Here is a 22,807-nt window from a genome sequence, read left to right as displayed (position 1 = left end):
GAAAATCGACTGAAAACCATCAGTCAAGGGATGTCAGACGGCCCAGCGGACGTCTGTCGGGCGCGTGAGGCGACCCTCGTCACGTGCGTCGTAAGCGCGATGAGATAGCGGGTCGTCGTTCGGCGCCGTCTTCAGTACGCGTTGCAACACATGCTCTTCCAGCGCGGCGAAACCGGCCGATGCGCGCGCCCGCGGCCGCGCGAGCGGCACCGGCTGATCGAGCGCGATGCGTCCTTCTTCGATCAGCACAATCCGGTCGCCCAAGGCCACCGCCTCATGCACGTCATGCGTCACCAGCAGCGCGGTGAATCGATGCTCGCGCCATAGCCGTTCGATCAGCGCGTGCATTTCGATGCGCGTCAACGCGTCGAGCGCACCGAGCGGTTCGTCCAGCAGCAGCAGTTGCGGCCGATGCACGAGCGCCCGCGCCAACGCAACGCGCTGTCGCTGACCGCCGGACAGCCGCGCGGGCCAGTCGTTGGCGCGCTCCAGCAAGCCGACCTCGGCGAGCACGGCGCGCGCATCGTCACGCGCGCTGCGGCCAAGGCCGAGCATCACGTTTTGCAGCACGCTCTTCCAGGGCAAGAGGCGGGCGTCCTGAAACATGATGCGGGTGTCGAGCGTCCGGCCGTCTTCGGCGCGCTTTTCGAGCACACCCGAGGTGGTATTTTCCAGACCGGCGACGAGCCGCAGCAAGGTGGATTTCCCGCAGCCGCTGCGCCCGACGATCGCCACGAAACTGCCCCGCTCGATCGACAGATTGAACTCGGACAGTACCGTGCGCCCGCCATACTGCTTGCCGACACCCCGCAGCTCGACCGCATGATCGGCGGGGCGGCGTGCATCGTTGTCGTTGCGCGCCGACGCGCCCGCCAACGGCAACACACCCGGCCCGTCGACGTCGTGCGCCGGATGCGCGCGATCGAGTGCGGGCGCTTCGCCCGCGTCGCGATCCGCGATGCGCGGTTGCGCCAGTTCGGCTTCGAGATCACTTCCCGCGATGCCGCCGAACGACGCTGACCATGTCGTTGCGCTCATGCTTTCGCTCCTCGTTGATAGGCCGGATGCCAGCGCAGCGATACGCGCTCGAGGCTCTTCGCGAGCAAGTCGGCGAGCTTGCCGAGCGCCGCGTACAGCAGGATGCCGACCACCACCACATCGGTTTGCAGGAATTCGCGCGCGTTCATCGTCATGTAGCCGATGCCCGACTGCGCCGAAATAGTTTCAGCGACGATCAGCGTGACCCACATCAGCCCGAACGCGAAACGCACGCCCACCAGAATCGACGGCAACGCGCCCGGCAGGATCACATGCCGGTAAAGTGCGAAACCCTTCACGCCATAACTGCGCGCCATTTCGATCAGATTCGCGTCGACCGAGCGGATGCCGTGAAAAGTGTTCACGTACACCGGGAAAAACACGCCCAGCGCGACGAGAAACACCTTCGCTCCTTCCTCGATACCGAACCAAAGGATCACGAGTGGAATCATCGCCAGCGCGGGAATGTTGCGGATCATTTGCACGGTCGAATCGAGCGCGACTTCAGCCGGCCTGAACAGGCCCGTGGCGAGACCGAGCACGAGGCCGATGCCGCCGCCGATCGCAAAGCCCGACACCGCGCGCCACGTGCTGACCTTCACGTCCCCCCACATTTCGCCGGACTGGATCAGCGACCACGCAGCCTTCACGACGGCAAGCGGTTCGGGCAAAACGCGCGTCGACAGAACGCCGCTGCGCGCCGCGATTTCCCACGCCAGCAGAATCGCGAGCGGCGCGAGCCACGGCGCGAGATGCGCGCCGACGCTGCGCAACACGTCAAGCGCCCCGCCTGCGCGTCGTCCAGCATTGACAGTGGTTTGAGCCATGCCTGTTTTCCTCATTGCTTATCGATTAGCATCGCTGCCGGAGGCGGCGAACGCGCTCAGCTCGAACTCGCCGCCTTCGGCAGATAGTTGTTGCCGACGATCTCGCCGAACGGACCCGACAGCGGGCCGTCGGCGACTTTGCTCCGACGGCCCGGCAGCAGCGGAAACACCAGCTCGGCAAAGCGATACGACTCTTCGAGATGCGGATAGCCGGACAGAATGAAAGTATCGATGCCAAGGTCGCCGTACTCCTTCATGCGCGCCGCAACCTGCTCCGGATTGCCGACCAGCGCCGTGCCCGCGCCGCCGCGCACGAGGCCCACGCCCGCCCACAGATTCGGATACACCTCCAGCTCCGCGCGGCCGCCGCGCTTGCCGCCATGCAGCGCGGCCATGCGGCGCTGTCCTTCGGAATCCATCTTCGAGAACGAAGCCTGCGCGCGGGAAATGGTTTCGTCGTCGAGCTTGCTGATCAGCTTGTCGGCGGCGGCCCATGCTTCTTCTTCGGTTTCGCGCACGATCACGTGCAGGCGGATGCCGAACCTGATGGTGCGGCCATGCGCTTCGGCACGCGCGCGAATGTCGGCGATCTTCTTCGCAACGGCTGCGGGCGGCTCGCCCCACGTCAGATACGTGTCGATGTGCTCGCCCGCCATGTCGTGCGCAGCCGGCGACGAACCGCCGAACCACAGCGGCGGATGCGGGTTCTGTACCGGCGGATAGAGCGCCTTGCCGCCCTTCGAGCTCAGATGCTTGCCGGTGAAGTCGATCGAGTCGTTGGTGTGCGACGCCTCGAGCAGCTTGCGCCAGATGTGCAGGAACTCGTCGGTGACTTCGTAGCGCGCGTCGTGGTCGACGAACACGCCGTCGCCTTCCAGTTCGGCCGCGTCGCCGCCGGTCACCACGTTGATCAGCAGACGTCCGTTCGACAGACGGTCGAAGGTGGCCGCCATGCGCGCCGCGAGACCCGGCGACGAAATGCCTGGGCGGATCGCCACCAGAAACTTCAGGCGTCGGGTCGCGGCGATCAGGCTCGACGCGACCACCCACGCGTCCTCGCACGAACGGCCGGTCGGCAGCAGCACGCCCTCGTAGCCGAGCGTATCGGCGGCGACGGCGATCTGCTGGAAGTAGTCGTAGTCGGCTGCGCGTGCGCCTTGGGACGTACCGAGATAGCGGCTGTCGCCGTGAGTCGGAATGAACCAGAACACATTCATTTGCTGCTCCTGCTTGTTCGAAACGGGATGGAATGGAGACGCGTGTAACGACGGCGTGTAGCGACAGCGCGTCGCGTGCCGGCGCACACGCTGGCCGCGCGCATTCAACCGGCGCGCGGCCGGACGCTGCATCGCAAAGGGGGGCGAAAAAACTCGGTTCAGCGCGCTTTAACGCTGTCTCGCGGTCTGGTTCCAGCAACGCAACCGCCGGCGCGCGTGCGCTGCGGGGCGGGTGAAGATCGGTATCAGGCAGGACATCGCAACGGCTTCCCTCGACCAAACGTGCGCGCCATGCGCTCGATTAAATGGGCGACGGCGGCAAAGCCGTCTGCATGGAGAAACAGTCTATGGATCGGACCGTGGCTTTTGAACGATTTTTTTTAGCTTAAGTTTTCCACTTTCGTCATTAGCCTGACGCTAAAGCATACGGCTGGCACACGTTGCGCACGCTGTGGCACACGCGTGAAAAAGGAGTGGCCCTATATATAATGGCGCACGTTTCCAATAATCCGGCGCAGGCCGCGCAAACCGCGCCGCCTGTGCTCTCGCGGTGCAATGCATGCAAAAACTCATCCTTCCGTTCATCGCCGGTTTTCTGGCTTCGCTGTTCTTTCACGAATCCACCCTTGCGCTGCTGCACGCGGCCGGCCTGATCGACCCGACCGGTTTTTCGACCGCGCCGTTTTTGCCGCTCGGGCTCCCCGAGTTCATTGCAAACGCGATCTGGAGCGCGTTCTGGGCGATCCTGATGGCGTGGCTCTTGCGGGTTGCGCCCGAACGCAGCGCGCCGTGGGTGCCCGCCTTCGTGTTCGGCGGCATCGTATTGACGGCGGCGAGCGTGTTCGTAGTCGATCCGTTGCGCGGCATCTGGCCGAGCGGCAACATGCTCCCACGGCTCGCGGTGGGTTTCGCGGCGAATGCAATGTGGGGCTGGGGCGCGCTGGTATTCATGCGCGCGTTCATGGCGAGCGAGGAAGAGAACTGAGCGGGAACTGAGAGCGAACTGAGCGAGAGTTGGGCGTCCCGACGCCCACCAGGAAGATGATGCCGGTGCTTGCGTCGGCATCATCTTTACTGCCGTATCGACTTCCGCTTAGCCGTGCACTTCCGCTTAGCCGTGCAGATCGCGCAGCGGATGTTCGCTTGCCTGCCACGGGCTTTCGAACATCCGTGCCGTGTCGGCGGCGCTCACGTCTTCGATGCGCGCGAAACGCCAGCGCGGCGCATTGTCCTTATCGATGATGCGCGCGCGAATCCCTTCGATCACGTCGCCCCGCTCAAAGCACGTGCGCGTCAGGTCGAGATCGGTGCGCAACACGTCCGCCATCGAACCTTCGGCGCGCGTCACCACTTCCAGCGACACCGCCATCGACAACGGCGAACGCTCACGCAACACGCCGACGGTCTGCTCGGCCCATTCGGCGGCATCGCCATCGGTCTCCTGCTCGAGCGACGCGAGTATCCGCGCGACATCGGGCAGCGCGAAATGCCGGTCGATCAGCGGACGTGCAGCCGCAAGCGGCGACGCCTCGGGATCCGGCACGACCTGATGCGCGCCGGCCTCGCGCTCGATGCAGGCCACCACGTCGGCACCGCGTTCGAACAATTCGCCGCGCAGCGTATCCACTAGCGCGGGCAGCGCCGCGTCGTCGATATACACGTCGGCGAGACCTGCGTAGAGCGCATCGGCCGCGCCGATCGTCTCGCCGGTGACCGCCAGATAGCGGCCGAGCGCGCCCGGCGTGCGCGACAGAAACCAGCTCGCGCCGACGTCGGGAAAGAGTCCGATGCGCGTCTCCGGCATCGCCATCTTCGTCGAGTTCGTGACCACACGCAGACCGCCGGTGCGATGCGCGCCCTGCGAAATCCCCACGCCACCGCCCATCACCACGCCGTTCGTCAACGCGATATACGGCTTCGGATACGTAAAAATCGCGTGATTGAGCCGGTACTCCTCGCTGAAAAACGTATCGCGCACGTCACGTTCGCCGCGCTGCGCCGATTCGTACAGAAAGCGGATGTCGCCGCCCGCACAGAACGCGCGCGGATGCTGGCTGCGCACCACTACCGCGAGCACGTCGGGGTCTTCACGCCATTGATCGAGCGCCGCATGCATCGCGCAAATCATGCCGGTCGACAGCGCGTTGAGCGCCTTCGGACGCTCCAGTTCGATAAAACCGATGCGATTGGCTACGTAAGTCGCGACTTCGTCGCTGAGGGCGGGCGAGGCGGAAATGGACATAGGGAGCGAAGCGCGCTGGCGCGAAGTGAGCCGGAACTGAACGTTATCACGCGCTCGCCGCTTTGGGCTTGGCCGGTGGCCGTTTGGGCGATTTGGTGTCTGCTTCGGTGCCTGCGTCGGTGCCTGCTTCGGTGCCTGCTTCGGTGTCAGGTTCGGTGTCTGCTTTTGTGTCAGGTTCGGTGTCTGCTTTGGTGTCAGGTTCGGCGCGTAATTCGTCGGTACGCGCCTCGGGGGGCTGCTTGCGGACACGCGGGGTTTTGGCGATGGTTCGCCGCTGCGCTGGCGCCTGCGACTCTGCCGGCGACTCCTCGGAAGGCCGCGCACCGAGCCACGCGTCGAGCGCGACGCTCACCACCGTTTCAAGTGGCGCGCCCGGAAAAACCGGGCACGTGAGATTGAGCGCGACGATGCCGTGCATGGTCGCCCAGAAAGCCTCGGCCCATACCGCCACGTCTACCGTTACCGGCAGGCGCCGCGCCGCTTTCAACTCTTCGAGCGCGCCGATCATGATGCGCAACGCGGCGTCGCCGGGGTCCTCTTCCGCCTCGAGTGGCGCACCGCTCTCTTGCGCCGGCGGCATGTCGGCCGCCGCACGCGATGCAGCCGACGCGGCAGCGCTGCCGAGCGCGGCACCGGTGTAACTCGGATCTTCCATGAAGATCAGCCGGTAGGTTTCCGGATGCGCAACGCCGAACGCCACATAAGCGCGCCCGAGCGCCTTGAGCCGCTCAGCCGGATCGGCGATCTGCACAAGCGGCACGAAGGTCTCGAGCAATTGTGCATAGCCTTCCGCGCACAACGCATGAGCGATCTCGTCGCGGCTCGCGAAATGGAGATACAGCGTGGCAGGCGAATATTCGATCGCGTCGGCGATCTTGCGCATCGACAACGCGGCGAAGCCTTCACGCATGACAATGCGCCGCGCCGCATCGAGGATGCGCTCGCGCAGCGCCTGTTTCTGACGGTTTTTTCGTTCGGCGATTCCCATGACGATCATTTTCGTGTTGACAAACTGAAAAGTCAAATTAAACTGAACACCGTTCACTGAACGGTGTTCATAAAATATCTCTGCATCAGTCAGGTCTATCCGGCGCGTTGGCGCCGTCGCAAGGAGTCGTCATGCAAGTCACGGGAAAAGTTGGATTATTCGGCGCCGCGGGCGCGGCCGGTCAATGCATTGCGACGGCGCTGAGCGCGGCGGGTCGGGACTATCGGGTGGTCGGCCGCTCGCGCAAAGCGCTCGAGGCCGCGTTCGGCCACGACCCGCGCGCGGAAATCGTCACCTGGAATCCGGACGATGCGACCTCGATCGCTGCAGCCGCAGCCGGTTTGCAGACAGTCATCTATCTGGTTGGTGTGCCCTACGATCAATTCGCCGCGCACCCGCCGCTGGTGGAAAAGACCCTCGCCGGCGTGACGGCAGCAGGTGTCGAACGCTTCATTCTGATCGGCACGGTGTATCCGTACGGCCGCGCGCACGGCAACCCGATCACCGAAAATCATCCGCGCGAGCCGCATACCTTCAAGGGCAAGATGCGGCTCGCACAGGAAAATCTGGTGCTGGCGGCGCACGGCCGCCACGGTCTGTCGACATTGGTCTTGCGCCTGCCCGATTTCTACGGTCCGGGGATCGAACGCAGTCTGCTGAATGGTGTGTTCGAAGGCGCCGCGCACGACAAGCGCGCGCAGATGATTGGCCCGGTGGATGTGCCGCACGAGTTCATTTACCTGCCGGATATCGGGCCGGTAGTCGAGAAACTCACGCGCGCACCCGAAGCCTATGGCCGCTGGTGGCACCTGGCCGGCGCCGGCACGATCACGCAGCGCGAAGTGGCCAGACAGGCGTATGCGCTGGCGGGACGCGAGCCCAGGTTGACGGTGGCCGGCAAGACGATGTTGCGCGTGCTCGGCCTGTTCAACCCGCTGATGCGGGAACTGGTGGAGATGAATTACCTGATGACGGAGCCCGTGGTGCTTGACGACACGGCCTTGAGTACGCTGATCGGACCGCTCGGCAAAACCTCGTACGAAGACGGTATCCGGCAGTCATTCGCCGCAGCGCGCGAAGCGGCCTCGGCCGGCGCGGCGACAGGCCGGACATCTGCGGGACCCGCTTGAGCCAATTGTGCCGCTTGTGCCGCTTGTGCCGCTTGTGCCGCTTGTGCCGCTTGTGCCGCTTGTGCCGCTTGTGCCAATGTGCCGCTTGAGCCGCTCAAGCCGCGACCGAGTCTTGCGAGCGAAGCGGTGTGTACCAATGTGTCAGCCGGCGACGTTGCCAGGCGGAAAGTGGCCGCTCTTGAGCAGCACAGGCGTGCCATTGCTGATCTGCAAATGTTCGCGTGCGACGGCCTCGATGTGCGGACGCCCGGCGTCGAACGCGCGCATCCAGCCTTCCAGATCCTCGCTGAATGCGCCGAAGTGATCTTCGAGCGCTTCGACCGAGATCGCGCACGGCACCGGTTCGCCATCCACCAGCGCGGGAAACACAACAGTCAGATTGGAGTCGCGGTAAGCGGGCGCATCCGCGGGAAACCGAATTTCCATGGCCGCCTCATCAGAAGTATCCGGCAGAAGACGGACGCCGGCGCATACAGGCCGGCCTCGGACAACGCCGATATGGTACTCGTGCGGCCGGACCGCGGTCCAGTTTCCCGAGTTGCCCTCCTTCGTGTCGCGCGCGTACGCTCGCAATAGACTCGTCAGGCGCGTCGCGCGCCGATAAGTACTGCGCGCGGATCGATGTCGATCGCAACGGCGCGCCGCACTTGTAGCGCTCGCCTCGGTCGAACAGGATCGTCGACACAGTGTGTACCGGCGCAAATTCGAGTCCAGCGAGCGCGATATGGGAAAATATTTTCTGCAAAGCCACGAAGTGCCTGAACCGGATGCGGCAAACAAATGGTTTGCTTACGCCGAAAACCACGGCATCGACATTCCGAAAGCCATCAGCATCTGGGAAGACGCAGCCACCGAAAGCGGCGCGGAAAGCCGCCGGATAGTCGGCGCGGCGGGTATCACGATCGAGACGGGCGGGCTGTGAGGACACGGCCCTCGCCGCACGTGGCGAGCCATCACCGGCCCCAGATGTCCATTTGAAAGGAAACAATCACGATGCATTTCATGACACACCTGCGCCGCTCCGGCCGCTTCCGCCCCCGCCGCGCTGCCCTGGCACGTCTCGCGTCGCGCCTCGTGTGCCTGTCCGCCGCCCTGCCCGCCGCGGTACTGCTGAGCGCCGGGCTTGGCGGCTGCGCATCATCGAACACGGCTTCGCTGATCAATCTGCCGAACGGCCAGACCGGCTTCGCGGTGAACTGCAGCGGCGCCGACGCCGCCTCCAGTTGGGCCTCGTGCTACGTGCAAGCAGGCAAAGCATGCGGCGCCACCGGCTACGACATCGTTTCGAAAGACAGCGATGAAGGCGGCACGGCGGGCGGCAGCATCACGAACGTCGTATCGGCCAACGTAAAAAACCGTTCGATGATCGTGCGCTGCAAATGACGCTTAAGTAACAAGTGCAAGCACGTGCAAGCGTGCCATGCGCGCGAGCTGCACTCAGTGCGCCTCCATCTTCGAATACATGTTCAACACGGCGACCCCCGCAACGATCAGCCCGAGCCCGATGACGGCCGGCACGTCGGGCACCTGCCGGTACAGCACGACCGCGACCAGCGTAATCAGCACGATGCCGGCGCCGGACCAGATCGCGTACACAATGCCGACCGGAATGCTCTTGAGCGTGAGCGACAGGCAATAGAACGCGACGCCATAGCCGAGCACCACCACCGCCGCGGGCAGCAGCCGCGAAAATCCTTCCGACGCCCGCATCGCGGAGGTCGCAATCACTTCGGCAACGATGGCAATGGCGAGCAATGCATAAGGAGGCACTCGCATCGCCTTAGGCCTTTGCAAGCGCGAGTTTGCTGTAATCGTGGCCGAGCTGTGCGCACAGGGCTTCCACCACCAGTTCGTGATCGGCGCGCTGCGGCAAGCCTGAGACGGTGATCGAGCCGATCACGCCGGCGCCCGCCACCGTCAATGGAAACGCGCCGCCATGCGACGCGTATTCCGTGGCCGGCAGGCCGTATTTCTCCGCGAGCGTGCTGCCTGCCTGCTGCATCTTCAGACCGATCGCGTACGAACTGCGCCGGAAGTGCGCGACCGTGTTGCTCTTGCGGCGAACCCAATCGACATTGTCCGGCGTCGCGCCGTCGAGTGCGCTGAAGAAGAGCGGCAAGCCGAAAGTACGTACATCGATCGCCACCGCGATACCACGCGCCTTGGCGATCTCATGCAGATATGCACCGACCTGCCACGCGCGGTCGGCATCGAATTGAGGGAATACCAGCGTTTTTTCCTGCGCGGCAATCGACTGCAGATCGTGAGCGATATCCATGGGGTTCAGAGCAAGGTAAGAGGTGAAGCGCGCGCCGTACTACATAACCGCACTGCAAACGAACGGCGCCGCGAAGCGAACCTGAATTCTAGCGCAGCGCTTCATGATGGCCTTCCCGCATACGACGACGGCCATGCGCGCCGCGACTTCGGGGCCGGGCACGAGGCATTGCGTCGACTGGTTAGCGTTGATCGCTTTGCGTCGATTGAAGTCTCCCTTCTTAAATAGCTATTGCACCAGCATCCGCTTTGTTCTATAATCTTTTCTTCGACGGACGCGGGGTGGAGCAGTCTGGCAGCTCGTCGGGCTCATAACCCGAAGGTCGTAGGTTCAAATCCTACCCCCGCAACCAAACAGCTGAAGTGAAGTTATCAGCTAGCAAACGTCGATACCAACATCAAAGGCTTGCCCAACCGGCAGGCCTTTTTTGTTTTCCGTCGCGCCTTCGTTCTATCCTTGCGCTGTCAGCCGGATCGCAAGGACTTGGCACACTCACTCGCCTGGCAGAGGTCTGGCAAACTCGCCAGGCAAACTCTTCGACACGGCGAGTCGCACAGAGCGGCGGCGGTCTGCACGATAGACGATCAATCCCATCGACACCCTCCTCTCCGTTTGTCTGTAGTCCAAACAAGATATGCGTTTCGCTCGCGGCTATCGGGACGCGCGGGGGCGCACGTCGCGTCAGCCGGGCACGCCGTCCGCTGCTCGCCACCATCCGCGCAGCGCCGCTGCCGGACCTCTGAAACCCCCGCCCCAGTGATAAACTCCTATCACCCTTTCTCGTCCCCTTCCTATGAAATTCTGTTCTGTCTGCGGCCACGGCGTCAGCCTGAGCATTCCGCCGGGCGACAACCGCGAGCGCTTCGTATGCGGCAGTTGCGGCACGGTGCACTATCAGAATCCGCGCAACGTGGTCGGCACCGTCCCGGTCTGGGACGACAAAGTGCTGCTGTGCCGTCGCGCGATCGAACCGCGCTACGGCTACTGGACGCTGCCTGCAGGCTTCATGGAAATGGGCGAAACGACGGCTGAAGCGGCCTCGCGCGAGACGCTGGAAGAAGCCGGCGCCCGCGTCGAGGTGCAAAATCTGTTCTCGCTGCTGAACGTGCCGCACGTGCATCAGGTGCATCTGTTCTACATGGCGCGCCTGCTCGATCTCGACATCGCCGCCGGCGAGGAGAGTCTCGAGGTCAAGCTCTTCGAGGAACACGAAGTTCCGTGGGACGAGATCGCCTTTCCGACGGTCGGCCAAACCCTGCGCTTTTTCTTCGCCGACCGCGCCGCCGGCAGCTTCGGTCTGCACACGGGCGACATCTTCCGCTCGCTGCGCGAAGGTTGAGCGGCGCGCATGGTTCCCTGGCTTGGGCCTGACGATCCGTTTCCGTCCGTCGAGCGCGCGCTCGGCGCGACGAGCGGCGCGCCCGGTCTGCTCGCCGCGAGCGGCGATCTGCTGCCGTCGCGTCTGATCGACGCCTATCGGCGCGGCATCTTCCCGTGGTATTCGGACGGCCAGCCGGTGTTGTGGTGGAGTCCCGACCCGCGCATGATCCTGTGCCCCGCCGAGTTCAAAGTATCGCCGTCGCTGCGCAAAACGCTGAAGCGCGCGCTGCGTGACGACGCGTGGGAAATTCGCGTCGACCACGATTTCGCCGCCGTGATGCGCGCCTGTGCGCAGGCGCCGCGGCGCGCTCAGCGCGGCACGTGGATCACCGCGGACGTCGTCGAGGCCTATTCGTCGCTGCACCGGATGGGCGACGCGCACAGCATCGAAACCTGGTTCGAGGGCAAGCGCGTGGGCGGCTTATATGGCGTGTCGTTCGGGCGGATGTTCTTCGGCGAATCGATGTTCGCCGACGTCACCGACGCGTCGAAAATGGCGCTTGCCGCACTGGTCGGACACTTGCGCCGTCACGAAATAGAAATGATAGACTGCCAGCAGAACACGTCGCATCTGGCGTCGCTGGGCGGTCGCGAGATAGCGCGCAAAGCGTTCATCGCGCATGTTCGCGCGTCTGTCGACGCAGCACCGATTCCTTGGCGCTTCGACAAGACCGTGTTGCTCGATGTAGTCGCGCCGGCGGCGTAACTGACGAACCAGGACATATCAGGAAGAATCAGGCCGAATCCGGATCCGCTGCCTACCGAACCGCGGGTCACGAGCCGCGAGGCACGCCGGGTTTGCATTACCAGAGATGCTTCGAGAGCTGCCAACGTGACTCATCCCAACGAGCTGCCTCTTTCCCCGCTTTCCGCGCTGCAATTTTATGCAACGGCGCCCTATCCCTGCAGTTATCTGGATGGACGCATCGCGCGCTCGCAAGTCGCCACTCCCAGTCATCTGATCAACTCCGACGTTTACACCGATCTCGTCAAGGCGGGCTTCCGGCGTTCGGGCGTGTTCACCTATCGTCCGTATTGCGACGGTTGCCGCGCGTGCGTGCCGGTGCGTGTGCCGGTCGATCAGTTCGAGCCGAACCGCACGCAGCGGCGCGTCTGGAAAAAGCACGGCGAGCTGGTCGCCACGGTGGCGCCGCTCCATTACGACGAAGAGCACTACGCGCTTTATATGCGCTACCAGTCGGCACGGCATGCGGGCGGCGGCATGGACCGCGACAGCCGCGATCAATACGAACAGTTCCTGCTGCAAAGCCGGATCAACTCGCGGCTCGTCGAGTTTCGCGAACCGCTGCCGGATCATCCCGAAGCGCCGGGCATCCTGCGCATGATCAGCATGATCGACATCCTCGGCGACGGGCTCTCGTCGGTGTACACGTTCTTTGAGCCGGATCTGCCGCACAGCAGCTTCGGCACCTACAACATCTACTGGCAAATCGAGCAGGCACGCAGCCTCAAGCTGCCGTACGTGTACCTCGGCTACTGGATTCGCGAGAGTCCGAAGATGGCGTACAAGGCGAATTTCCGCCCGCTCGAAGGCTTGCTCGACGGCGCCTGGAAGGTGCTCGATCCGGCGAGCGTCGATCTGCCGCCGGTCGACCTGGCGATCCACGGCAAGCGCGGATCGTTTCGGCCGTAATGGCAGCCGGCGGCAGGGATCGATCTCCGCCCACCCGCCCGTGAGTCTCATTCGTGTCTCAAAGCCGGTAAAATAGCGGGTTCCCATTTTCCGGCCGCCCGGCTTCGTCCTGTGTTCAGTTCCCTCTATCCGCTCGTACGCGCCCAACTCTTTCGCATGGACGCGGAAGACGCTCACCACCTCACCTTGCGCCTGCTCGGCGCCGCCGGGCGCGCCGGCCTCGCGGGCACGCTCGCGCCGCACGTGCCGGACGCGCCGCGCACCGTGATGGGGCTGACGTTCCGCAACCCGGTCGGCCTCGCCGCGGGCCTCGATAAGGACGGCGCCTGCATCGACGGCCTCGCCGCGCTCGGCTTCGGTTTCATCGAAGTGGGCACGGTCACGCCGCGTGCGCAGCCGGGCAATCCGAAGCCGCGCATGTTCCGTCTGCCGCAGGCGGGCGCCGTGATCAACCGGATGGGCTTCAACAACGCGGGCGTCGACCAGTTCGTCAAGAACGTGCAGGCCGCGCGCTATCGCGGCATCCTCGGACTGAATATCGGCAAGAACGCCGATACGCCGATCGAGCGGGCCGCCGAAGACTACCTGTACTGCCTCGAACGCGTGTACCCGTTCGCCAGCTATGTGACGGTCAACATCTCGTCGCCGAATACGAAGAATCTGCGCCAGCTGCAAGGCGCGGGCGAACTCGACGCGCTGCTCGCCGCGCTGAAAGACAAGCAGCAGCGCCTCGCCGACCTGCACGGCAAGCTGGTGCCGCTCGCGCTGAAGATCGCGCCGGACCTCGACGACGAGCAGATCAAATCGATCGCCGATACGCTCCTGCGCCACCAGTTCGAAGGCGTGATCGCCACCAACACCACGCTGTCGCGCAGCGCCGTCGCCGGCATGCAGTACGGCGACGAAGCCGGCGGCCTGTCGGGCAAGCCGGTGTTCGACGCGTCCAACGAAGTGATCCGCAAGCTGCGCGCGGAAGTCGGCGAAACGGTGCCGATCATCGGCGTGGGCGGGATTTTCTCGGGCGACGATGCGCGCGCCAAGCTGGCCGCCGGCGCCTCGCTGGTGCAGCTCTACACCGGCTTCATCTATCGCGGACCGGCGCTGGTGGCCGAATGCGCACGAGCGCTGCGCTAACGCCCGCTTTGCGTCCATGTCCATGACCCGCGTCCATGTCCATGTCCATGTCGATGTCAATGTCCACGACCGCGACCGCGACCGCGACCGTAATATAGACATAAACAAACGGTATTTAGGTTTCGATAGCCTGCTTTGTTATGCTTTTGTCTGTTAAAACGCCACTCGAATAAAAGGAACACGATGAAATCTGGCTTGCTGAAGAAGATCGTCATAGCCGGCCTGATCGGCGCGGCGCTCACCGCGGTGAGCGCCGCCCACGCGGACGACCTGCTCGACCAGGTCAAGCAACGCGGCACGCTGCGCGTCGGTCTCGAAGGCACCTTCCCGCCGTTCAACTCGAAAGCGCCGTCGGGCGAACTGGTCGGCTATGACGTCGACGTCGCGAGAGCCGTCGCCGCGAAACTCGGCGTGAAGCCGGAATTCGTCACGACCGAATGGAGCGGCATCATTGCCGGTCTGCAGGCGGGCAAGTTCGACGTGATTGTCAACCAGGTCGGCATCACGGACGCCCGCAAGCAGGCGCTCGACTTCTCGCCGGCTTATACGTACTCGGCCGCGCAGCTGATCCAGCGTAAGGACGACACGCGCCAGTTCGAGTCGCTCGACGATCTGAAGGGCAAGAAGCTCGGCGTCGGTCTCGGCACGAACTACATGGACATGGCGAAGTCGGTGCCGGGCATCGACGTGAAAACGTATCCGGGCGCGCCCGAGTATCTGCGCGACCTGGCCACCGGCCGGCTGGACGCGGCGCTCAACGACCGCCTGATGCTCGCGTATCTGATGAAGAACTCGCAGTTGCCGCTGCGCACGGGCGCCAATGTCGGCGCGGGCAACCCGTCGGGCATTCCGTTCAAAAAGGGCAATCCGAAGTTCGCCAAGGCGATCGACGACGCGATGACCCAGCTCGAAGCGGACGGCACGTTCACGAAGATCTCGGACAAATGGTTCGGCATCGACGTCAGCAAACCGATCAGGTAAAGCGCGTTTGATGAAACGAAGGGCGGCATCGTCAATGATGCCGCCCTTCGCTTTTTGATCGTTCCCGTCAGGTCCAGCCGGGGGCATTCGCCTCTTCCGCCAAAGTTTATGATGTGCGCTTTGCCGCGCCAATCCGACCTTCGCCACCGCTCATGTCCACCACTTCCCTGCTCGTCCAATCGCTGCCTGTGCTCGCCCAGGGCGCCGTCCTGACGGTCAAGTTCGCGGTTCTGTCGATGATCTTCGGCCTCGTCGCCGCCGCCGTGCTCGCGGTGATGGGCATCAGCCACAGCCGCGTGCTGAACTGGAGCGCGCGCGTCTATGTGAGCGTGTTCCGCGGCACGCCGCTGCTGGTGCAGATCTTCGTGATCTATTACGGTTTGCCGAGCCTCGGCATCTCGCTCGATCCGACGCCGGCCGGCGTGATCGCGTTGTCGGCGAACGTGGCGGCGTATCTGTCGGAAAGCATGCGCGGCGCGATTCTCGGCATTCACAAGGGCCAGTGGCTGGCCGCTTACAGCCTCGGCCTGTCGCGGCGGCAGACGCTGCGCTACGTGATCGCGCCGCAGGCCTTGCGCATCGCCGTGCCGAGCCTGTCGAACAGCTTGATCAGCCTGATCAAGGATACCTCGCTGGTGTCGGTGATCACCGTGACCGAGCTGCTGCGCAGCGCGCAGGAGGTCATCGCTTCGACCTATCAGCCGCTGCCGCTGTATCTCGCGGCAGCCGCGGTCTACTGGGTGCTGTGCCAGGCTCTGGAGTGGGTGCAGCGCTGGTACGAACGGCGCCTTGCGCTGCCGTCGCGGCACTGAGCACCCATTTCTCGCCGCTTGTTGGCTGGCTTGACGGCTGGCTTGTTGAACGGCTTGACGGCCGGCTTACCGGCTAGCCCAACGGCTGGCCCAACGGCCGGCTTACCGGCCTGGCCCAAAGGCTGGCCCAACGGCCGGCTTACCGGCTGGCCTTACGGCTGACTTACCGGCTGGCGACGGACGACGCAGCGTCCAGCGACGCGCCGAAGCGTTCGAAACGCGGCAGGTAGAAGTGATCCGGGTCGAGCGAAAACGCGACGTGACGCGTGCGGCCCATCAATTCCTTGCGCGGAAAGAAGCCGAAGTAGCGCGAGTCGGCGCTGTCGTCGCGATTGTCGCCGAGCATCAGATACTCGCCTTGCGGCACCACCACCGGCCCGAACGAGTTGCGCGGACTCGGCGCTTCGGGCGAGAGCCGCACCGAATGCGCGACGCCGTCGAAGCGTTCGGTCAGATAGTCGCCGGGGGACGCGGCATCGCCCGGCAGCGGCTTGAGTTGCAGCGGCCGATAGTCGGCCCGCACGCCGTTCACGTACAGCACGTTGTCGCGCATTGCGACGCGGTCGCCGGGCAAACCGATCAGGCGCTTGACGATCAGCTCATGCGCCGCCGACGAATCGATCGTGACGATATCGCCGCGCTGTGGATCGTGCAGATGCGCGATCGCGATGTGGGTCAACGGTACGCGTAGATCGTAGGCCATCTTGTCGACGAAGATCCGGTCGCCTTCGCGGATCGTCGGCAGCATCGAGCCACTCGGCACGACGTTCCAGTCGGCCACGGCACTGCGGAACAGCACCATCAGGAACAGAAACGCGACGAGGCTTTTGTTGTCGCGCCAAAATTTTCCAAACATGCGCATTGAAGACGGCTCCGGTGGAAGGTGTTCGAAAGCTGCAGCCATGCGGGCGCTCGAGCAAGCACGTTGAGTTCGAATCCGCATGGCGGCTGCAAATCGTACCACTGCCACTGGACGCAATGCCGCCAACTCGGCGGCCCCTCGTGCGCTACTCACGTGCTGCTCACGCGCCGCTCGTGCGCTGTTCGTGCGCTGCTCGTGCGCCGCTCGTGCGCTACTCGTCCGCTGCTCGTGCGCTACTCGTCCGCTACTCGTCCGCTGCTCGTGCGCTCCTCGTGCGCTCCTCGTGCGCTCCTCGTCCGCTGCTCGTCCGCTGCTCGTGCGCTCCTCGTGCGCTGCTCGTCATACGCCCCTCATCTCCGCATCATTCGCCAGCGAATCTAAGCCCCAACGCCGCACGCGCCGCGTCGGCCATCGCGATCATCTGCAACGACGTGGCGTGCGGCATCAGCGGGCTTTCCAGGCGGCCGGCGCGAATCAGTTCGCAAAAGTGCGCGGTCTCGTAGTTCAGACCGCCGCCTTCGAACGGCTCGTCGAGTTCGACCACGCGGCCGTCGGCGTAACGGATCGTCGCGCGCGACGGGTTCCACCACGGTTCGTGAATTGTCACGTGGCCGCCCTTCGCCATCAGCAGCGCGTCGCCCTTGCCGTGCAGATCGAGGCCGCAAAACAGCTGCGCGATGCCGCGCTCGTGCTGGCTATTCAGGCTCGCGAAGGTATCGACGCCGGTGGACCCGAGCCGTCCGAGGGTCTGCACGTCGCGCGGTGCGCCGAGCCAGTCGACCGCCAGAAACATCTCGTAGACGCCGATATCGAGCAACGCGCCACCCGCATGCTCGAACGACAGCGCCGGATGATCGTCCGGCACGCCCGGCACCGAACAGCCGGCGCGCACTAAACCCACCTCGCCGATCGGCTCGGCATCAAGGTGCGCGCGCAACTTTCTGTAGAGCGGATAAAACGGCGGCTTCATCGCCTCCATGAAGAGCCCTTGCGCGGCCCGCGCGGCGCTCAGCACGCGTTCGAGCTGCGCTGCATTGATGGTCGCGGGTTTTTCGCACAGCACGTGCAGACCGGCTTGCAGCGCGGCGATCGCATACTCCGCGTGGCTGTCCTGGACGGTGGCGATATAGAGTGCGTCGATGCCGCTGGCGAGCAGCGCGTCGAAACTCGCGCAGACCTCGCCGCCGAATTCCCCGGCGAAGGCGGTGGCCGGTCCGGCGCGCCGCGACCACAGCGCGGTCAGTTGCGCTTGCGGTACATGGGCAAGACCTTGAGCGAAACGACGGGCGATGCGGCCCGTCCCGACGATCCCCCAGCGAATCACGGCGTTCCCCGCGGGGGTTTGTTCCATGGCGATTGTCATCGTGCCTTCGAGTCCGTGCAGTTCAGAACAGGCGCCATTGTCGCGCATGCCACACGCTTGTGCGTACACATGCCGCCGCGCCGCCCTTTACTGGCACACAGTCCCGCCGGTCCCGCAGGCAATCGGCGCAGGCAATCGGATCAGACAGCGGCCGAGGCGCCGCCGCAGCGGCCACGCTCAGCCGCGTACCGGAGGTATCGATGCAAAGGTACTGCCGAGCTCTTCCGTGGAGTAGTCGATCATCGCCAGCGAAGCGAGTTCCGCTTCCTTCGGATCGCGCTTTTCGATCGCTTCGACCACGCGTTGATGCGTGTCGATGGCCTTCTCCCACAGACCTTCCTTCTGATTGACGATGGGGTTGACGGTGGACAGCGCGCCGCGAATGATCGCCGCCATCTGCTTGAAGAACTGATTGCCGCTGGCGACGACGATGCGCGTATGAAACAGCTCGTCGGCATCCTGAAAGCCGGGCTCCGCCGGGCGGATCACACGGAACGCTTCGAAGGCCTCGCGAATCGCCGCGATGTCGGCGGCACTGCCGCGCGCGGCCGCCTGCGCCGAGGCGCGCGGTTCGATCAGAATGCGAAACTCGATCACGTCGCGCAGAAACAGCGGATCGGGCTTCGCGCGAAAACGCCAGTTCACGACGTCCTCGTCGATCATGCGCCAATCGCTCATCGGCCGGATGCGCGTGCCGATCTTCGGCCGCACGTCCAGCATGTCGCGCGCGAGCAGCATCGAAAGCGCCTCGCGCATCACGGTCCGACTGACGTCGAACTCCTTCGACAGCACATCCTGCGGTGGCAGGATCGCGCCGTATTTTTCTTCGACGATGCCCGTGACGAGCCCGTCCATGACTTTGCTCACCAGCGATCGATCCTTGTTTGCCTGTTCCATGACACTCTCCCCGAAGCGGTGTTTGCCCCCGCGTAGCCTGTTGATCAAGCAGCCCTTGTGTGTCGTTTTTTATATGCATCCTGAATCATCTACGATACGTTGCTAGCTTCAAACCAGTTGCGCCAGTTGGGAAACGTCCTGACAGGGTTATCCCTCTGAAGAATTGTTTCTTCCGTGTAACGCGGCATGGTTTGACGGGCCACAAGCTTGCGTCACAAGCGTGCCTGCGTTGCCAAATTTGCATCGTGCGAAGACGCACGTAGTGAGACGAATTAACGGGCCGGCAGCACCCTGCGGAGGCTGAAAAGAGCATCGCGCAAGGCAAGTTGCTCAGAACGCGGGCAAACCGGCAGAAACCCTGGGGAACGATCCGCTCAGCAAGCGTGCGTCGCGACCGACACGTAACGGCCGCCGAAGAAGATCAGCGGCGCGTGTTCGGCGAGCGAGAACACCAGCACTTCGCCGACGAACAGCGTGTGATCCCCGCATGGGTGACGGTCCACGATCCGCGCGGCGAAGCGGGCCGCCGCGTGGTCGAGCAGCATAACGTCCGGCAAGCCGTCGACTGCCGCGAAACGCGGCGCGAGCCAGCTCTGCGGCTCGCCGGCGAAGTGCCGGCTGTGCGGCTCCTGCGCGTCGGAGAGCACGCTGACGCCGAACAGCGCGTTCTCCATCAGCCGCTCGTGCATGCGCGCGCGATGCCCGATCGACACGACGATCAGCGGCGGCTTGAGCGAACCCGACATGAAGGCGTTGGCTGTCATCGCGTGCAGGCGCTCGCCGCTACCGGTCGAAATCACCACCACGCCGGTTGCGAAGCGCCCCAGCGCATGACGAAGACGACGCTCGTCGAGGCCGACCGCGTCGAGGTCGACCGCGTCGCGGCCAGCCGCGCCTTCGAGCCGGTGCGTGACGGCTGACGGATTGCCTGGCGGGTTGCCTGGTTCAGCGATACGGTTCATCCAAGTCCCCGTTGGTCTTCAATCCGATTGGCCGCGCGCTGGTCGGCCTGATCCGGGCGATCAGTCGAAGCAGCGTGCGGCAAGCGGTTTGTGCGCGATAAAGTGAAACCACCACGTGCTGCTGGTTTGCACATCGTCCGGGATGCGGCCGCCGTCGCAACTGCCGAACACCACATCGCGCTGAAAGCCGATCTCGGCGAGCTGCCGGCGCTGTTCGGCGAGCGTCGTATAAACGATCACAATGCCGAAGTTGTGCGCTGCCGCGGTGTTCACAGCGTAGCTGCCGTAGTCGTGATTCAGCCGTGCGTTGCGCAGATAGTTCAAGGTGCCGAGCTGGAGGCGCCGCAGCGAGCGCAGCGTGCGCCAGCCGAGCTTGAGCGGATTGAACGTGAACGCCGGCAGCAGTTGCCGGAGGTTCTCGCCATAGCCCGGGCCGCCACGGTTATGCGTCGAAAACAGCACATAACCGCCGGGCCGCACCACGCGATACATCTCCTTGAGGATCTTCACGCGATCGACGTAGTCGACGCAGTCGATGCCATTCCAACTGAACTCGACCAGGCCGTAATGCGCGGACGGCAGCTCCGACATGTCGCGCGCATCCATATGCCGCAAATCGCGTTCGGGAAAGCGCTCCTTCGCCAGCTCCAGCAGTTTCAGCGTGTAGTCGACGCCGGTATAGTCGTCCGAGATGGCGGTCATCAGCGGGATCGTGCGGCCCGCGCCGATGCCGATGTCGAGCAGCGGCTGACCGGCGCAACGCGGTCCGAGCCAGTCGAAAGCCGCCTGCTCGCCCAGGTCGGAGAAAGTCTTTTGCGCAGTGAATTCGCGCGTCGCGTCCGGCGAATTCCACGCGATGCGATTGATGCGGTCCAACTCGGACTGTGACTGTGGGTTCAAGGGCGGACTCCGTCGAAGCGAGGGTGCGCCGAAGTTCGAGAAGCGGATGCTCCACCGCCCGGCGCACAGGCCGATGGATCCTGAAAATGCGCCGGCGTCGCGGAGCAGGCGGTCTCGGTTGCAGGCACCGAAGCCACCGAAGCCACCGGGTCCACCGGGACCACTGAAGCTACTGAAGCTACTGAAGCTAGTGAAGCTACTGAAGCCACCGAAGCCACTGAAGCGATTGCAGAAGCTGTGGCAGCTGCGCCAGGAACGCCCACGCGCATTACTTCGGCGAATAGCCACTGTTCGGCATCGGCCATCGCCGCTTCGCGCGCGGGGCGCGTGAACAACGCGTGATCGAGTTTGGGCAGCGTGACCGCGCGCACGCGCGGATAGCGCAACAAGGCGCCGAGCCTTGTGCCGAATTGCACACGCGCTTCGTCGAGGCCGACATCGAACTCGCCGTAAGCGAGCCGCATCTGCACGCCCTTCGCGTGCAGCGCGCGGACGATGTCGCGTACTTCATTGCGGGCCAGCGGCCAGCCGGTGCGATGCTCGATCCAGCCGACAGCGGCGAGCCAGCAGCGCCGCGTGAGGCGCTTGCCGAGCACGCCGGCGATTTGCAGCGGACGACTCCGCCCGAGCAGCGCGCGCGACCATTTGGCCGGCGTGAGCGCCGAACGCCAGTAGACCTTCGACGAAGCGAACTGCTGCGCACCCGGTTCGCGGGCCGCGCCGTCCCAGATGAACTTCTGCAAATTCACGCCGAAGCCGCCAACGATGTTGGGATGACGCGCACACGCATGCAAGCCGACGAACGCGCCGCCGCACACGCCGAACGTGACGACGCGCGCATGGCCTTGCGCGACCAGCCAGTCGGCGCCCGCGGCCGCGTCGTTGCACGCGGTTTCGGAATAGATCGTGTCGAGCGTGATGGCTGCGGCCGCCGGCGCGGCGTCGCCGAGTCCGCTCAGGTCCATGCGCAGCGACGCGATGCCGAGCTCCGCCAGCCGCCGTGCGAACAGCACGAAGATGCGTCCGTCGCCGATGTGGTGGCTTGCGCCGGTGTTGACGAACAGCATCGCGGGCGGAGTCGAACCGCCCGGGTCCCCGCGCGCGACGAGCGGTTCGCAGTAAATGCCGAAGCAGTTGCCGAGGACGATCGGCCGCTCGACGGCGTTATCCAGCGTAAGCACCGGTTCAGTCGCAGCGGATTGCACTGTCGTCGCGCTCGAGCGAGCGCTGCAGGTGGCGCCGGCCGCGCCGTCCGCCAGCCATTGCGTGACGCGCGAAAACGCTGCGACCGGCTCCTCGCTATATAACGCTTCGATCACGAAGCGATCGCACTCGTCAAAAGCGCCGCGCTCGACGAGCACGCCGTGGCCCGCATAGTGGCCGGCCAGCGCATCGCCGCGCCGGTGGTCGCTGGAATCGAGCAGCAGCACGCGCCGCGCGGGCCGCGTCGTATCGGCGCGCAGATCCAGCGCGCCGATACGCGCGATATCGCCGCCATGCAGGCCGAAGCCGAACGCCTCGACGTAAGCGTCGGGATCGGCGATCGGGTCGGCGTTCATGCCCGCGGGCGTGCTGAGCCAGCTTTGCCGATGCGCGCGCAACTCACGCAGATAATTGCGGCCGGTCAGCGGCGGCGCCAGCAACGCCAGTCCGTCGATATCGCCGAGCCGTTGCGCGGCCAGCGCCGCCAGCGTCGCGCCGAGGCGCAGGCCCACCAGCGAGACGCTGGTCGCGCCGGTCCATTCGCGCAAGCGGCGGGTTGCGGCGGCGATGCTGTCGAGCCACGCGTCGACACGCTGGGGATCGTCTTCCATGCCGGCCGAATCGCCCGCGCCTGGGTAATCGAAACGCAGCGCCGGCATGCCGGCTGCCGCGATGCGTTCGGCGAGCTTGCGCCAGCCGCGATGCGTACACAGTGCGTCATATCCGAACGGATTGCACAACACGACACCGCGCTCGCCCGCTGCGGGATGCAGCCAGCCAAAGCAGCCGTCGAAGACGACAGATCTCATGGTCTTCCTTCGCAGATGGCCGCGTGCGGCGCCTCGCTCACCCGAGCACGGGCCGTCATATTGTTTTTTGCTGGCGTCCGCGCAAAGCGCGGCGCCGCGATATGCCGATTATTAGACTGCCGCGCGCCGT

24 protein-coding genes and 1 tRNA gene are annotated in these 22,807 nt (G+C 64.6%); 11 read left to right on the top strand and 14 right to left on the bottom strand.

The genetic code is table 11. From position 1 onward, the window contains the following. Window positions 1–33: 33 nt before the first annotated feature. From DLM46_RS05560 to ssuD, 3 genes are read right to left on the bottom strand one after another with little or no spacing between them, the layout of a single operon-like run. A complete protein-coding gene (locus tag DLM46_RS05560; RefSeq protein ID WP_115099771.1) occupies window positions 34–1,038 on the bottom strand; it encodes an ATP-binding cassette domain-containing protein in 1,005 nt (334 codons plus the stop codon). Continuing rightward, complete coding sequence (gene ssuC / locus DLM46_RS05555) at window positions 1,035–1,865, bottom strand: aliphatic sulfonate ABC transporter permease SsuC (protein ID WP_115099770.1); 831 nt, start codon at window positions 1,863–1,865, stop codon at window positions 1,035–1,037. The genes DLM46_RS05560 and ssuC overlap by 4 nt, the downstream gene beginning before the upstream one ends. Before the next feature lie 56 nt (window positions 1,866–1,921). After that, on the bottom strand, window positions 1,922–3,082 hold the full coding sequence (gene ssuD, locus DLM46_RS05550; RefSeq protein ID WP_115099993.1) for an FMNH2-dependent alkanesulfonate monooxygenase: 1,161 nt from the start codon (window positions 3,080–3,082) through the stop codon (window positions 1,922–1,924). 559 nt (window positions 3,083–3,641) lie between these two features. On the opposite strand from ssuD, the gene DLM46_RS05545 reads away from it, so the two are divergent. Next, window positions 3,642–4,067 (top strand): hypothetical protein, encoded by a 426-nt coding sequence (locus DLM46_RS05545; RefSeq protein WP_115099769.1) that lies wholly within the window; start codon window positions 3,642–3,644, stop codon window positions 4,065–4,067. Window positions 4,068–4,193: 126 nt separating this feature from the next. On the opposite strand, the gene DLM46_RS05540 is transcribed toward DLM46_RS05545, so the two are convergent. Then, window positions 4,194–5,324 (bottom strand): enoyl-CoA hydratase/isomerase family protein, encoded by a 1,131-nt coding sequence (locus DLM46_RS05540; RefSeq protein WP_115099768.1) that lies wholly within the window; start codon window positions 5,322–5,324, stop codon window positions 4,194–4,196. A 46-nt stretch (window positions 5,325–5,370) separates the two neighbouring features. Then, complete coding sequence (locus DLM46_RS05535) at window positions 5,371–6,312, bottom strand: TetR/AcrR family transcriptional regulator (RefSeq protein WP_244305857.1); 942 nt, start codon at window positions 6,310–6,312, stop codon at window positions 5,371–5,373. Between the two features lie 131 nt (window positions 6,313–6,443). Between DLM46_RS05535 and DLM46_RS05530 the strand changes: the two genes are divergently transcribed. After that, window positions 6,444–7,442, top strand: a complete 999-nt coding sequence (locus DLM46_RS05530) for an NAD-dependent epimerase/dehydratase family protein (RefSeq protein ID WP_115099767.1) — start codon at window positions 6,444–6,446, stop codon at window positions 7,440–7,442. Window positions 7,443–7,583: 141 nt separating this feature from the next. Here DLM46_RS05530 and DLM46_RS05525 read toward each other — a convergent pair whose 3' ends face one another. Beyond that, the gene (locus DLM46_RS05525; RefSeq protein WP_115099766.1) at window positions 7,584–7,868 is read right to left on the bottom strand and encodes a DUF1488 family protein; all 285 of its coding nucleotides are present in this window, start codon (window positions 7,866–7,868) and stop codon (window positions 7,584–7,586) included. A 298-nt stretch (window positions 7,869–8,166) separates the two neighbouring features. On the opposite strand from DLM46_RS05525, the gene DLM46_RS05520 reads away from it, so the two are divergent. Beyond that, window positions 8,167–8,364, top strand: coding sequence for a hypothetical protein (locus DLM46_RS05520; protein WP_115099765.1), 198 nt, complete (start codon window positions 8,167–8,169; stop codon window positions 8,362–8,364). A gap of 71 nt (window positions 8,365–8,435) precedes the next feature. Continuing rightward, window positions 8,436–8,825 carry a hypothetical protein gene (locus tag DLM46_RS05515; RefSeq protein ID WP_115099764.1) on the top strand — a complete coding sequence of 130 codons (390 nt, stop codon included), beginning with the start codon at window positions 8,436–8,438 and terminating at the stop codon, window positions 8,823–8,825. Window positions 8,826–8,879: 54 nt separating this feature from the next. On the opposite strand, the gene DLM46_RS05510 is transcribed toward DLM46_RS05515, so the two are convergent. After that, the gene (locus tag DLM46_RS05510) at window positions 8,880–9,212 is read right to left on the bottom strand and encodes a DMT family transporter (protein WP_425273964.1); all 333 of its coding nucleotides are present in this window, start codon (window positions 9,210–9,212) and stop codon (window positions 8,880–8,882) included. Window positions 9,213–9,222: 10 nt separating this feature from the next. After that, window positions 9,223–9,720, bottom strand: a complete 498-nt coding sequence (locus DLM46_RS05505) for a heme-degrading domain-containing protein (protein ID WP_115099762.1) — start codon at window positions 9,718–9,720, stop codon at window positions 9,223–9,225. Between the two features lie 275 nt (window positions 9,721–9,995). Between DLM46_RS05505 and DLM46_RS05500 the strand changes: the two genes are divergently transcribed. From DLM46_RS05500 to DLM46_RS05470, 7 genes are all read left to right on the top strand, one after another. Next, a tRNA-Met gene (locus DLM46_RS05500) sits at window positions 9,996–10,072 on the top strand. A 441-nt stretch (window positions 10,073–10,513) separates the two neighbouring features. Continuing rightward, window positions 10,514–11,059 (top strand): NUDIX hydrolase, encoded by a 546-nt coding sequence (locus DLM46_RS05495; protein WP_115099761.1) that lies wholly within the window; start codon window positions 10,514–10,516, stop codon window positions 11,057–11,059. 9 nt (window positions 11,060–11,068) lie between these two features. Further along, window positions 11,069–11,806 (top strand): leucyl/phenylalanyl-tRNA--protein transferase, encoded by a 738-nt coding sequence (gene aat / locus DLM46_RS05490; protein WP_115099760.1) that lies wholly within the window; start codon window positions 11,069–11,071, stop codon window positions 11,804–11,806. Between the two features lie 126 nt (window positions 11,807–11,932). Beyond that, a complete protein-coding gene (locus tag DLM46_RS05485) occupies window positions 11,933–12,754 on the top strand; it encodes an arginyltransferase (protein ID WP_115099759.1) in 822 nt (273 codons plus the stop codon). Between the two features lie 111 nt (window positions 12,755–12,865). Continuing rightward, window positions 12,866–13,888 carry a quinone-dependent dihydroorotate dehydrogenase gene (locus tag DLM46_RS05480; RefSeq protein WP_115099758.1) on the top strand — a complete coding sequence of 341 codons (1,023 nt, stop codon included), beginning with the start codon at window positions 12,866–12,868 and terminating at the stop codon, window positions 13,886–13,888. Between the two features lie 183 nt (window positions 13,889–14,071). Further along, on the top strand, window positions 14,072–14,869 hold the full coding sequence (locus DLM46_RS05475; protein WP_115099757.1) for a cystine ABC transporter substrate-binding protein: 798 nt from the start codon (window positions 14,072–14,074) through the stop codon (window positions 14,867–14,869). A gap of 152 nt (window positions 14,870–15,021) precedes the next feature. Further along, window positions 15,022–15,681 carry an amino acid ABC transporter permease gene (locus DLM46_RS05470; RefSeq protein WP_115099756.1) on the top strand — a complete coding sequence of 220 codons (660 nt, stop codon included), beginning with the start codon at window positions 15,022–15,024 and terminating at the stop codon, window positions 15,679–15,681. A 163-nt stretch (window positions 15,682–15,844) separates the two neighbouring features. Here DLM46_RS05470 and lepB read toward each other — a convergent pair whose 3' ends face one another. The 6 genes from lepB to DLM46_RS05440 all read right to left on the bottom strand — a co-directional run bounded on the left by lepB (window position 15,845) and on the right by DLM46_RS05440 (window position 22,677). Beyond that, complete coding sequence (gene lepB, locus DLM46_RS05465) at window positions 15,845–16,543, bottom strand: signal peptidase I (protein ID WP_115099755.1); 699 nt, start codon at window positions 16,541–16,543, stop codon at window positions 15,845–15,847. Between the two features lie 361 nt (window positions 16,544–16,904). Then, the gene (locus DLM46_RS05460) at window positions 16,905–17,894 is read right to left on the bottom strand and encodes a Gfo/Idh/MocA family protein (protein WP_208866239.1); all 990 of its coding nucleotides are present in this window, start codon (window positions 17,892–17,894) and stop codon (window positions 16,905–16,907) included. Between the two features lie 189 nt (window positions 17,895–18,083). After that, the gene (locus tag DLM46_RS05455; protein WP_115099754.1) at window positions 18,084–18,803 is read right to left on the bottom strand and encodes a FadR/GntR family transcriptional regulator; all 720 of its coding nucleotides are present in this window, start codon (window positions 18,801–18,803) and stop codon (window positions 18,084–18,086) included. A gap of 374 nt (window positions 18,804–19,177) precedes the next feature. Next, complete coding sequence (locus DLM46_RS05450) at window positions 19,178–19,765, bottom strand: flavin reductase family protein (protein WP_115099753.1); 588 nt, start codon at window positions 19,763–19,765, stop codon at window positions 19,178–19,180. A 60-nt stretch (window positions 19,766–19,825) separates the two neighbouring features. Further along, on the bottom strand, window positions 19,826–20,665 hold the full coding sequence (locus DLM46_RS05445) for a class I SAM-dependent methyltransferase (protein WP_115099752.1): 840 nt from the start codon (window positions 20,663–20,665) through the stop codon (window positions 19,826–19,828). Beyond that, window positions 20,662–22,677 carry an alpha/beta hydrolase family protein gene (locus tag DLM46_RS05440; protein WP_115099751.1) on the bottom strand — a complete coding sequence of 672 codons (2,016 nt, stop codon included), beginning with the start codon at window positions 22,675–22,677 and terminating at the stop codon, window positions 20,662–20,664. Before DLM46_RS05440 ends, DLM46_RS05445 begins: the two co-directional genes overlap by 4 nt. Window positions 22,678–22,807 lie beyond the last annotated feature (130 nt).

Origin of the sequence: Paraburkholderia lacunae (assembly GCF_003353175.1) — a bacterium.
Classification (GTDB): Bacteria; Pseudomonadota; Gammaproteobacteria; order Burkholderiales; family Burkholderiaceae; genus Paraburkholderia; species Paraburkholderia lacunae.
Note: the sequence above shows the minus strand (reverse complement) of the source record. Positions and strands in the feature narration are given on the sequence as shown.

Bases quoted from the DNA above. Each gene is read 5' to 3' on its own strand.
- DLM46_RS05505 (WP_115099762.1), bottom strand. From the start codon at position 9,720: ATGGATATCGCTCACGATCTGCAGTCGATTGCCGCGCAGGAAAAAACG.
- ssuD (WP_115099993.1), bottom strand. From the start codon at position 3,082: ATGAATGTGTTCTGGTTCATTCCGACTCACGGCGACAGCCGCTATCTC.
- DLM46_RS05540 (WP_115099768.1), bottom strand. From the start codon at position 5,324: ATGTCCATTTCCGCCTCGCCCGCCCTCAGCGACGAAGTCGCGACTTAC.
- DLM46_RS05545 (WP_115099769.1), top strand. From the start codon at position 3,642: ATGCAAAAACTCATCCTTCCGTTCATCGCCGGTTTTCTGGCTTCGCTG.
- DLM46_RS05460 (WP_208866239.1), bottom strand. From the start codon at position 17,894: ATGGAACAAACCCCCGCGGGGAACGCCGTGATTCGCTGGGGGATCGTC.
- DLM46_RS05525 (WP_115099766.1), bottom strand. From the start codon at position 7,868: ATGGAAATTCGGTTTCCCGCGGATGCGCCCGCTTACCGCGACTCCAAT.
- DLM46_RS05530 (WP_115099767.1), top strand. From the start codon at position 6,444: ATGCAAGTCACGGGAAAAGTTGGATTATTCGGCGCCGCGGGCGCGGCC.
- DLM46_RS05440 (WP_115099751.1), bottom strand. From the start codon at position 22,677: ATGAGATCTGTCGTCTTCGACGGCTGCTTTGGCTGGCTGCATCCCGCA.
- lepB (WP_115099755.1), bottom strand. From the start codon at position 16,543: ATGCGCATGTTTGGAAAATTTTGGCGCGACAACAAAAGCCTCGTCGCG.
- DLM46_RS05520 (WP_115099765.1), top strand. From the start codon at position 8,167: ATGGGAAAATATTTTCTGCAAAGCCACGAAGTGCCTGAACCGGATGCG.
- DLM46_RS05470 (WP_115099756.1), top strand. From the start codon at position 15,022: ATGTCCACCACTTCCCTGCTCGTCCAATCGCTGCCTGTGCTCGCCCAG.
- DLM46_RS05560 (WP_115099771.1), bottom strand. From the start codon at position 1,038: ATGAGCGCAACGACATGGTCAGCGTCGTTCGGCGGCATCGCGGGAAGT.
- DLM46_RS05450 (WP_115099753.1), bottom strand. From the start codon at position 19,765: ATGAACCGTATCGCTGAACCAGGCAACCCGCCAGGCAATCCGTCAGCC.
- DLM46_RS05515 (WP_115099764.1), top strand. From the start codon at position 8,436: ATGCATTTCATGACACACCTGCGCCGCTCCGGCCGCTTCCGCCCCCGC.
- aat (WP_115099760.1), top strand. From the start codon at position 11,069: ATGGTTCCCTGGCTTGGGCCTGACGATCCGTTTCCGTCCGTCGAGCGC.
- ssuC (WP_115099770.1), bottom strand. From the start codon at position 1,865: ATGGCTCAAACCACTGTCAATGCTGGACGACGCGCAGGCGGGGCGCTT.
- DLM46_RS05495 (WP_115099761.1), top strand. From the start codon at position 10,514: ATGAAATTCTGTTCTGTCTGCGGCCACGGCGTCAGCCTGAGCATTCCG.
- DLM46_RS05535 (WP_244305857.1), bottom strand. From the start codon at position 6,312: ATGGGAATCGCCGAACGAAAAAACCGTCAGAAACAGGCGCTGCGCGAG.
- DLM46_RS05455 (WP_115099754.1), bottom strand. From the start codon at position 18,803: ATGGAACAGGCAAACAAGGATCGATCGCTGGTGAGCAAAGTCATGGAC.
- DLM46_RS05475 (WP_115099757.1), top strand. From the start codon at position 14,072: ATGAAATCTGGCTTGCTGAAGAAGATCGTCATAGCCGGCCTGATCGGC.